Annotated in this window: 9 protein-coding genes and 1 tRNA gene; 4 read left to right on the forward strand and 6 right to left on the reverse strand. The window is 48.9% G+C overall.

The annotated features are described in order from the left end of the window. Positions 1-4 precede the first annotated feature (4 nt). Positions 5-1,690, reverse strand: coding sequence for a lytic transglycosylase (locus HHX48_RS00295; RefSeq protein WP_191021652.1), 1,686 nt, complete (start codon positions 1,688-1,690; stop codon positions 5-7). Positions 1,691-1,777: 87 nt separating this feature from the next. Next, positions 1,778-2,575, reverse strand: coding sequence for a hydroxyacylglutathione hydrolase (gloB, locus tag HHX48_RS00300; protein WP_191021653.1), 798 nt, complete (start codon positions 2,573-2,575; stop codon positions 1,778-1,780). Positions 2,576-2,662: 87 nt separating this feature from the next. Between gloB and HHX48_RS00305 the strand changes: the two genes are divergently transcribed. After that, positions 2,663-3,460: a methyltransferase domain-containing protein gene (locus HHX48_RS00305; RefSeq protein WP_191021654.1), complete on the forward strand. Its 798-nt coding sequence runs from the start codon at positions 2,663-2,665 to the stop codon at positions 3,458-3,460. 67 nt (positions 3,461-3,527) lie between these two features. Here HHX48_RS00305 and metG read toward each other — a convergent pair whose 3' ends face one another. Continuing rightward, a complete protein-coding gene (gene metG / locus HHX48_RS00310) occupies positions 3,528-5,591 on the reverse strand; it encodes a methionine--tRNA ligase (RefSeq protein ID WP_191021655.1) in 2,064 nt (687 codons plus the stop codon). A gap of 109 nt (positions 5,592-5,700) precedes the next feature. On the opposite strand from metG, the gene apbC reads away from it, so the two are divergent. From apbC to HHX48_RS00325, 3 genes are all read left to right on the forward strand, one after another. Further along, positions 5,701-6,789 carry an iron-sulfur cluster carrier protein ApbC gene (gene apbC / locus HHX48_RS00315; protein ID WP_191021656.1) on the forward strand — a complete coding sequence of 363 codons (1,089 nt, stop codon included), beginning with the start codon at positions 5,701-5,703 and terminating at the stop codon, positions 6,787-6,789. 113 nt (positions 6,790-6,902) lie between these two features. Further along, positions 6,903-7,511 (forward strand): dCTP deaminase, encoded by a 609-nt coding sequence (gene dcd, locus HHX48_RS00320; protein WP_191021657.1) that lies wholly within the window; start codon positions 6,903-6,905, stop codon positions 7,509-7,511. Between the two features lie 100 nt (positions 7,512-7,611). Continuing rightward, a tRNA-Pro gene (locus HHX48_RS00325) sits at positions 7,612-7,688 on the forward strand. Between the two features lie 127 nt (positions 7,689-7,815). On the opposite strand, the gene HHX48_RS00330 is transcribed toward HHX48_RS00325, so the two are convergent. The 3 genes from HHX48_RS00330 to HHX48_RS00340 form a co-directional block, all read right to left on the reverse strand. After that, entirely contained in the window at positions 7,816-8,274 is a 459-nt protein-coding gene (locus tag HHX48_RS00330) for a nuclear transport factor 2 family protein (RefSeq protein ID WP_191021658.1), read from the reverse strand. Positions 8,275-8,388: 114 nt separating this feature from the next. Further along, a complete protein-coding gene (locus HHX48_RS00335) occupies positions 8,389-9,153 on the reverse strand; it encodes an NF038132 family protein (protein ID WP_191021659.1) in 765 nt (254 codons plus the stop codon). Between the two features lie 214 nt (positions 9,154-9,367). Further along, the gene (locus tag HHX48_RS00340; RefSeq protein ID WP_191021660.1) at positions 9,368-10,834 is read right to left on the reverse strand and encodes a DUF3360 family protein; all 1,467 of its coding nucleotides are present in this window, start codon (positions 10,832-10,834) and stop codon (positions 9,368-9,370) included. Positions 10,835-10,972: the final 138 nt, after the last annotated feature.

A 10,972-nucleotide genomic window follows, 5' to 3' on the forward strand; every position in this document is an offset into this window, starting at 1 on the left:
TTATTTACCCTATATTTTTTAGCCTGGTGATATCTACAAACAGCTTGAGTTTCTGACCTGGTTGCAGATAACGTTGTTTAGCCAGATCGTTCCATTTTTTGATGTCACTGACACGCACGTTAAATTTACTGGCAATTACGGATAACGAGTCACCATGCCGGACAGTGTAGGTCAGCGTTTTGATAACAGCATCACGGTGCTGGCTATCACTGACCTGATCAACCCAGATAACCAGTTCTTTACCCGGATGAAGCGGATCATTGGGCGCCATGCCATTCCACTTTGCCAGGTCCCGGGTAGTTACTTTGTACTTACGGCTTAGATCCCAGAAGGTATCACCCGATTTTACGGTATGAGTCAGTTTATGATCAGCCTGTTGCGTATTTTGCAATGAGGCCAGGCGCTGATCCTGAGACAGGGCATACGCATTGAGCTCTTTGAGCGCCACTGGCACCATAATAGCGTCGCCAATGCGAATCATATTACTGTCGAGATCATTCACCTGTCTGATAATGCTGGCGGTAGTGTGATACTTATCGGCCAGGGCGAGTAAGCTATCGCCACGCTTAACAGTATGCCGTACCCAATTAAGGCGCTCCTGACGATCAATGTTAGCCAGCTCTTGCGCAAAATTATCAGCTTTATCAGCTGGAAGAATCAGATGATGCGGGCCGTCAGGATCCGTGGCCCAGCGATTAAATCCGGGATTCAGTGCCTGTAATGCTTCAAGTTCCATATCCGCTAGTTCAGCGGCAAATGCCAGGTCAACCTGTGAACCAATATCAACAATATCAATTACGGCAACATTATCCACTGCCGGCCAACTGAAGGCGTAACGTTCTTTGTTTTTAAGAATATCCGCTAGGGCAAGTAGTTTTGGCACATAAGCGCGGGTTTCCCGGGGTAAATCCAGTGACCAGAAGTCCGTTGGCTTCCCGGCTTTTTGGTTTCGGCGAATCGCCCGTCTGACACGTCCTTCACCACTGTTATAAGCAGCCAGTGCATGCAGCCAGTTACCATCAAAATAGTCGTTCAGATAAGTCAGATAATCCAGCGCACCCTGTGTAGAGGCGATGACGTCACGGCGACCGTCGTACCACCATGACTGGCGAATACCAAATCGCTTTGCGGTGCCGGGGATAAACTGCCACATACCGGCAGCCCGACCATGGGAGTAAGCGAACGGATCGAACGCGCTCTCCACAATTGGCAGCAGCGCAAGTTCCAGCGGCATGTCGCGGGATTCTATTTGCTCGGTAATATAGAAAAGAAAAGGTTGAGCCCGTTTGGTAACCCGCGCCATGTACTCCGGATGTTTAAGATACCAGTTGCGCTGAACATCGACACGCCTGTCATCAGGCACTGTAAACGACAACTGGTTACCAATCCTGGCCCATACATCATCAATAACGATGGGAGAGGGGGTGACCTTTTTTTGTTTGTCGGCAGGCTCTACGTCAACAGTTAGATTATCATTTGGATGGATAACATCAATCACCCCGTCTTTGGCGATTTCGCAATCCTGCTTACCGTCGATTGGCGTATTACCTACCTCGCAGCTATTTTCATCAGCGGGGCGAGGTTGATTGTGCTCAGCAATTTCATTACGACTCTCTGACTCAGTTGACTGGCAACCACTTAACATTACTGCCAGGGCAATAGAAGAATAGATAAACCACTGTCGACGCATAAAACTGAGCACCTTTAATCATTCTGTGTAAACCGAAAAACGGTTAAAGCGAACGATACATTGTAATAGCAATGTTTTATAAATGCATCAAAAGTTATCTTTCCACTCACGGATTGCGGCAAAAACACTGACCTCATCAGTTAGTGGTTCATCACTTTTGCGGCTTGCGCTTGTTACCACTGAGTCATGCTGTGTACGCATAAACGGGTTGATATCAAGTTGCATTGATAAGGCACAGGGGACGGTGGGTTCATCGTCTTCACGCAACGCGTTGACGACAGACTGATACTCACGAATAGCGTCATTATCCGGCTCTACAGCCGCGGCGAAGGCTAAATTAGCGCTGGTATATTCATGGGCGCAGTAAACAGTGGTGGTACCGGGCAAATGTTTAAGTTTGTCCAGTGACGTCAGCATCTGTTGTGCAGTGCCCTCAAACAAGCGTCCGCACCCCCCGTTAAATAGCGTATCGCCACAAAATAAAACGTTATGACCGTAAAATGCGATGTGATCCAGGGTATGGCCGGGCACTTCAATCACTTTAAAGGTGAGATCCAAAGACGCTAAAGTCACATCATCGCCTTCTCGAACCGCTTGGGAAATGCCTCTGATGTGGCCTCCCTGAGGGCCGATGACCGGAATGTCAGGGCGGGTGGAAATAAGCTTTGTCACGCCACCAGTATGGTCGTGATGATGATGGGTAATCAAAATCGCGGATAACGTCAGATTACGGTCTTTTAAAAAGGCGAGTACCGGATCGGCGTCGCCCGGATCAACAACCACAACATTTTCTGTATCGTGAATGCACCAGATATAGTTATCTGAAAATGCGCGAACAGGCGTTACTTGCAGGCCTGATGGTAAAGTGTCGTTCATGGTAGACATGATGGCGTACCTGCTTGAGATATGAAATGATTCGGATACTATAGAAAGTTAGATAAGTGACTGCAACCATATGGATCAACGGCAAAAATGAAATCGGCACATATTAAGCACGTGCCCCGGTATCCGGCCGGTTGGTCAGAACTTCCAGCAGGCGAATCCCTTCGGGAGTCAGTTGAATCGGTATGCGACGCTTTCAGCCAGCGAATATTTGGCTATCACTTCGTAAAACTGGGGGCATTGAGTAATCAGATCCATCTTTCGCAGTGCGCAATTCATCATCAGATTCATCAGTCTCCCCGTCCTGTTGAGCAGGCAGGCGTCATCGCCGAATCCACTGCTTTACCTTATGTAGAAAACAGTATTGATGGCTTTTTACTGGCAAATGAGTTGGACTTTGCCCAGGATCCGCATCAGATACTTCGTGAGGTAGACCGCTGCCTGACGCAAAGTGGGTTTGTAATTATCAGTGGCTTTAATCCCTACAGCCTGGCGGGAATGGCAAGGTATCTGCCGGTGAAAAAAGATAATGTGCTGCACGATGCTCGCTTTTTCTCCGCACACCGGGTGAAAGACTGGTTACATTTGCTGGGCTTTGAAGTTATCGAACATCGCCGGTTATTATTTTCATCGCTGTTTATGCATCCGCGCTGGCGCTTGTCGGAGCGCTGGCAGCAAAAAATGTCCAGATATCTTCCCTGGTGCACGTCTGTGTATGTGTTAGTCGCCAGAAAGCGCGTGTGGCCGATGACAACTATTCGGCCTAAGTGGAAGCTGAGTACACAATTCAGACCGGTTGGGGCGAGCATGTATCAGCGGCAGGATGCGGGGCGCCTCAAGACAGCTGATGCGACACCTGCTGTGCAAACCGGTAAATCCGCGACCTGAAAAGCTGTTCTCCGAACCAATAAAAAAGGCAGCCGGGGGCTGCCTTTTTTTAATTCAGAAAAACAGATTATTTCACGCGCATACCAGGCTGAGCCCCTTCGTGCGGCTCCATGATGTATAACTCTTTACCACCAGGGCCTGCAGCAAGTACCATCCCTTCTGATAGGCCAAAGCGCATCTTACGCGGTGCGAGGTTGGCGACCATGACCGTATTTTTGCCAATCAGTGAGGCCGGATCATACGCTGATTTAATTCCCGCAAAAACCTGACGCTTCTCTCCACCCAGATCTAACTCAAGACGTAGTAGCTTATCGGCACCTTCAACATGCTCAGCGTTTGCAATACGCGCGACCCGTAAATCGATTTTGGCAAACTCTTCAAAGCTGATGGTGTCGCTGACCGGATCTTTAGACAGAGGCGTTTCCTGCGCGGGTTTAACTGGCGCAGCGGCCTCCAGACTTTCCTTGGAATCTTCAATCATTTTATCAATCTTTTCCATTTCTACGCGTTGCATCATCGGCTTGAATTTATTAATCGCGTGGTTTTTCAGCACTTCCTGACTGCTCTGCCAATTAAGGTCATCATTCAAAAAGCTTTCTGCTTTTTGTGCCAGTACAGGCAGAATAGGCTTGAGGTAGGTCACCAGAATACGGAACATATTAATACCCAGAGAACATACATCATGGGTAAACTGTTCTTTGCCTTCTTCTTTAATTGTCACCCAGGGGGCATTGGCATCAATGAACTGGTTGGCCTTGTCGGCCAGAGTCATTATTTCACGCACCGCCTGATGATATTTTCTGCTTTCATAAAGCTGTGCAATGCGCTCAGACGCATCGTGAAATTGCTGAAGTAGGGCTTCATCTAGTACCGTTTCAGACAGCTTGCCATCAAACCGCTTAGTGATAAATCCAGCACAGCGACTGGCGATATTCACCACTTTACCCACCAAATCAGAATTTACTTTTTGCGCAAAATCGGTGAAGTTAAGGTCGATATCTGACACACCATCGCCCAGCTTTGCAGCAAAGTAATAACGCAGATACTCAGGGTTGAGGTGCTCAAGGAAGGTGCGCCCTTTGATAAACGTCCCCCGCGACTTGGACATCTTGGCGCCGTTAACGGTAACGAAGCCATGAATGTTCACACCGGTGGGCTTACGGTAGCCGGCACCTTCGAGCATCGCTGGCCAGAACAGGCAGTGGAAATAGGTGATATCTTTACCAATAAAGTGATAAAGCTCAGTATCAGAGCCAGCTTTCCAGAATGCATCAAAATCCAGATCGTGGTTATCACAATAGTTTTTGAAGCTGGCCATGTAGCCGACCGGGGCATCCACCCATACATAAAAGTATTTATTGGTTGTGCCGGGTATTTCGAAGCCGAAGTAAGGTGCATCGCGACTGATGTCCCATTGCTGCAGACCTTCTTCGAACCACTCCTGCAGCTTGTTCGCCATTTCGTCCTGTAGCGCGCCCGAGCGGATCCAGCCTTTAAGCATCTCTTCAAATTTTGGCAGATCAAAAAAGAAATGTTCTGACTCTTTAAGTACAGGCGTAGCTCCGGAGACCACACTTCTTGGGTTTTTTACTTCCGTCGGGCTGTACGTTGCGCCGCACACATCGCAACTGTCGCCATTTTGATCTTCTGCGCCACAGCTTGGGCAGGTACCTTTTACAAACCGATCCGGCAGGAACATTTCTTTTTGCGGGTCGTATAACTGATTGATAACTCGCTTGCTGATATAACCGGCATCATCAAGGCGCGTGTAAATCTCTTCACAAATTGCCTTGTTTTCAGGCGAATGAGTCACATAATAGTTGTCATACTCAACAAAAAAGTCCTGCAGATCCTGATGGTGCTCAGCACGGGTCTTCTCTACCATTTCTTCTGGCGTAATACCCAGTTCCTGGGCTTTAAGCATAACAGGCGTACCATGTGCATCATCAGCACACACGCTGTAAATCTCATGGCCACGCAGTCGTTGGAAGCGCGTCCAGATATCGGTTTGAATATGCTCAAGTAAATGGCCCAGGTGAATAGAGCCGTTAGCATAAGGCAGAGCACTGGTCACCAGAATACGACGTTGCTCGGCCGATGCTGATGCTGAAGACGAAGGGGTCTGTGACATAATGACTTTTACTGTTGTTAACCGTTACTCAAAATGGCTGCAAATACTAGCTGAAAATAGCCGTTTTTGCATTACGTAATTGCTGTTCAGTGAACTTTAGAGGTACATCATGTTTTTCAGGCGCAAAACTCAGCCCATTCAGGATTTTTTATGCAAAGTGCTGGCAGAGTATTTTTCTTTGGAGTCGGCTGAGGTTACAGACTGGGTGTCGGTGGATGGCGCATCGGTATCTGTTGTGCTGCCTTTTGCCTGCGCTACCCGGCATACGCAGTTAAAAGCGCATCTTCTGGAGCAGCTACAGCAGAGTAAATTTTCAGTAGATGATATTACTGTGTCTGGTCAGATTCATACCGGGCAAACTAAACAGCCACCGGTAAAAAATATCAAAAATATTATTGCCGTTGCCTCCGGCAAAGGTGGGGTAGGTAAATCTACTACAGCAGTGAATCTGGCCTATGCGCTGCAGCAGGAAGGGGCGCGCGTGGGCATACTGGATGCGGATATCTACGGGCCCTCAATTCCCATTATGCTGGGCAATGAAGATGCCAGCCCGCGAAGTGCGGATAACAAACACATGGAGCCGCCAGAAGCCTGGGGGCTGGTGGCCAACTCCATCGGCTATCTTGTGCCAGCTGAAGATGCGGCAGTGTGGCGCGGGCCCATGGCCAGCCGTGCGCTAAAGCAAATTCTGGATGAAACGCTATGGCCAATGCTTGATTATCTGATTATCGATTTACCGCCGGGAACCGGTGACATTCAGCTGACCATGGCCCAGCAAATACCGGTCACTGCATCAATTATCGTCACTACACCGCAGGACCTGGCACTGGCTGATGCGCAAAAAGGTATCGCCATGTTTAATAAGGTGGATGTGCCGGTATTGGGGCTGGTGGAAAATATGAGTTACTACCAGTGTGTGAAGTGCGGCCACAAAGATCCGATTTTTTCTGAATATGGCGGCGAATCCCTGGCGGAAAAATACGGGTTACCGCTATTGGGTGCCTTACCTCTTAATACACAAATCCGCGAGCATGCCGATGCAGGGACACCGCTTGTGGTCACGCAGCCAGACAGCGAGCTTGCCAATACCTACCGGGAGATTGCCCGGGCAGCGTCCATGAGTCTGGCACTCAGTGTGGCTGCTGCGCAGGACGACTCTCATCTTAAAGGTGACCCTATTTCATTTAAACCCGCGTGATGCGTGTCAATACGCTGTCCATTGTATCGTTTCGAACTGGCTGATTTGACGCTTGTGAGAGATGGCCGCTACCCGCATAATGGCGGGCCTAAATAAAGCGCAGAGAGTACGTTATGAGATTGTGCGATCGGGATATTTACCAATATCTGCAGGAAGGAAAAATCAACATCACACCGTTACCTGATTATGACAAAATCAGTGGTGTGACGGTTGATATTCGCTTAGGAAACAAATTCAGGGTGTTTGAAGATCATCAGGCGCCTTATATTGATCTTAGTGGACCAAAAGCCGAGGTTCAGGAAGCGCTTAACTCGGTGATGAGTGACGAAATTGAACTGGCTGATGGAAAAGCCTTTTTTTTGCATCCTGGCGAACTGGCGCTGGCCGTAACGCATGAGTCGGTGACATTGCCGGATAATATTGTTGGCTGGCTGGACGGGCGCTCATCATTAGCGCGTTTAGGACTGATGGTGCATGTGACGGCACATCGCATTGACCCGGGCTGGTCTGGCAACATCGTTCTTGAGTTTTTCAACAGCGGTAAGCTGCCTTTGGCGCTGCGACCAATGATGAAAATCGGTGCGCTGAGTTTCGAAGTACTTTCGCAGCCTGCCGAAAAGCCTTATAACGCGCGACTGGATGCAAAGTACAAAGGCCAGGCGGGCGCTGATGCCAGCCGGATAGACTCTGACGAACAGCCGGGCAGTGGTAACCCGGCATAAAACGCGCAAATAATCAGCGTTTAGTTTAAATTCAGCTAAAAAACGCTATCAGGCAATTGCATTCGAAGAAAATTTAAGTACACTTGTCCGCTCTTTCGGTCGGTGTGTAGCGCAGCCTGGTAGCGCACTGTCATGGGGTGTCAGGGGTCGGAGGTTCAAATCCTCTCACACCGACCAACTTCCTTATCCCCAGAATATCTTTTTGAATCGCACGGTTTTCATTTTTCTCTTCTCAAATATGTTTCATCTCCGTAAGCCGTGATGTTGGTTACCATTTGTTATGTGTTAGAGCGGACAACGCTTACTAATGATCGTAGCTAATTACCCGGATTATCTGCCATTTATCGTCCTTCTTTTCCCACAGATGCACAAAGCGTGGGCGGGCTACTTCTTTAAAAGATGCGCCTTCTTTAATTAGAAATCGGTGAGCGCCGAACTGAACAGCGCCGACACCTTCGATAGGGTGCACTTCATGTGCCTCTGGAATGAATCTGCGGATGAGTGATGCCTGTTTACCTGCTGTGCAGCGATCCAGAAATGAAGGTTCAAGTTCATCCCGACTGTAAGTGGGTGCATCATTATCCTGATAAAATTCTATATTTGGTGCCAGGTACTGACGCCATTTTTCCGGATTGCACTGATTAAATGCTTCAAACAGCGCTTTATCCTGTTGTTTGATAGTGTCACTCAGTGATTCTTTAGCGTGCACACTGTGTAATGTAAAAGCACAGAGGGTCGTAACTAGCAGGTTTGAAAATTTCATTTTGTAAGCCATTAGCGATATTGAGTAAATATCCTACAACTAATCGCTGTGTCATCGTGTTACCTAATGTAAGAATTTGTATAAAAAAGGCCGCGTGAGCGGCCTTAACAGAGTTTAACGGCGGCGGTTAAACGCAAAAGCAAAAAGTCCCGATAATAAAAGCAGTGCAGAGGCGGGTGCTGGTACAGACGCTGAAGGAGGGGGAGGGGTAATGTCTTCGTTGTTTATCTCAATATTGTCGAACAGCAGTGCCGAAGCATATTCACTATCGCTCCAATTGGTTACACCAAGAGATAGCATGTAACTACCAGCCTCATCGATAGAAAACAACGACTCGATCCATCCTGTATTTCCACAGCCTGTGTCGAAACACCTGCCACTGTCTCCTCCCAGCTCAGAAAAGCTGGTGGCCCCGTCAATGATGGTCACTTCTGATGGAATGAGTGTTGCTGTAGGCTCGGGCATTCCAAAGCCGGGTACTGTATTGCCGTCAGGGGTAGAACGGGCGGTAAATAAGGTCGCGACTAATTCACCCGTATCATCCAGCAATTGTGCCCATGCATAGTCTGAGAATTCGTCACCATCAGAAGTTATATAGTTGAAGAAAAAGCTTAGCTCGTCACCCGCTTCAACAGTAAATGCCGAAGAGACAATAGTAGAGCCATTTGTTTCTTCACCCAGATCCAATCCTGTCTGATTAACACCCAGATAGGTAGAAACGTAACCAAACTCCCCGCCTTCCGGTGAGGCGCCGATATCGCCATTAGGCATGGCTGTACCAAAATTACCGGTGCCACTCCACATCATATCTGCCTGAGCTGTACCTGAAAGTAAAAGTGCTAACACTGCACCTACAACTTTTTTATTAAATAATTTCATAGCATTGTCCATTGTTTGTATGAAAGGTACTTCTTATATACGCAATACAATCTGCAACCGGAGGTAGCATGAAACAGGCCATTACAAAATTTTAATGTTTTCGTGGGGCTTAGCGTTTTTCAGCAGACGATGAGCGATGCTTTTGTAAGTAATTTCGACAGTAAAAAAGTAGTAGAAAGGTGCCTGTGCGCAGCCGTGCACAGGCAGTAACATGTTATCTGAAAGCGGGCAGTAAGGCAGGAATGCCCGGGAACATGCCGATAATCGCCATGACGGCGCACAACACAATGAATGCAATGCCCGGGATGATCCATCGACCCCCTTTGCCTAGCTCCTGCGCGCGGTCTTTGCAGCCTACAAGACCGGCGTTATCCAGTAGCATGGCAAATGACCAGCCAAATACCGGATTGACTATCACAGAAGAGATGACAACAAGTGCAGCGGACTGCGTGGTTTTACCTTCCCGTGTCATTTGCATGCCCGCTTCCATCAGGGGCAGAAATACGCCCACAATCAGCGCAACACTGAGCACCGGCGGCCAGACCGCAAGATCCATCGGGTAGCCCCAGACTGCTGCGATAATACACAGTACGCCTGTCACGACGGCGCCGGCCGGGATAGGACGACGGGCGATAGATGCCGGGATGATGTACGTTCCCCAGGATGACGATATGTTGCCTCCGCCAAGCAGGCTGCCAACGGCCTGACGCGTGGAAGCGGCCATCATGGTATCGTCAATATTCATCTGTACACGTTCGGTCTTTTTCGGGTAACTGATTTTCTGGAATACCTGATGACCCAGAAAGTCAGGCGACCACATAGCCACGGCCAGAACAGCGAAAGGCAGTACCGCCACAAAATGCGACCAGTCAGGCCAGCCTAACTGCCAGCCGGTGGTTTCTCCCCACCAGTAAGCCGGATTCATATTGGGTACACCGGGCTGTGTGGAAAACTCAAAAGGCGCCCCCATCGCCAGAGCAATAACCGCGGCGACGCCGGCGCCCAGCGGAATTGCCAGCCAGCGCTTTTGAATGTGTTCCAGCCAGGCATACATAATGACGGTTGCGATCAGCACCACAAATGCCAGGTAGCCTTTATCGAATCCCTGTGCCCAGGTAAATAATTTTTCAACCTGCCCTGAAATACCAATAAAGCCAAGATAGAGTAACAGCCCGCCACAAACGCCATTGCTGGTTAACCGGGCTAGCAGGCTGCCGCCTTTTGTCACGCCCAGCAAGAAGCCGAATAACCCGACCAATAATCCCAGGGCCATTGGATGACCACCGGATGCAACAATCAGTGGTACCAGTGGGATAAGGGGGCCATGTGTGCCGGCCAGATTCGCAGAAGGGTTTAAAAAACCGGATATCAGGATCACAAATAATACGGCTGCAATAATCAGCTCAAAGCGCACATTCTCAATAACAAACGCTGAACTAAGTCCCAGTGGGGCAGCAAATGCGCCTACAATTGCTGCGACCATTACGATTTTTCCAATGGTGGCAGCCATGCCCGGAACTAAGTCCTCCCATTCAAAACGATAGTCGCGGCCAGGCAGATTAGGCCGCCAGCGATGAGGCGACATCACCTTTAATTCATGTTCCAGATAGTCAGCGCGGGAGGCAAAGTCTGCGCGGGGTCTGCTTAAATCAGTGTACGTTGTCGTGCGTTCGTCGGACATATCGACCTCTTGTTATTAATGCGCCGGTCAGTCTAGAAGCCTGGAGAGAGGGCAACAATGCGACCCTGGTCTTAGATGTCCTTTCGCAGTATCGTTAAAGTTTGCCGGTCAGCCGGTACGCAAGGCTTTCGTTTTACG

The sequence above is a fragment of the Salinimonas profundi genome (assembly GCF_014750655.1).
GTDB lineage: Bacteria > Pseudomonadota > Gammaproteobacteria > Enterobacterales > Alteromonadaceae > Alteromonas > Alteromonas profundi_A.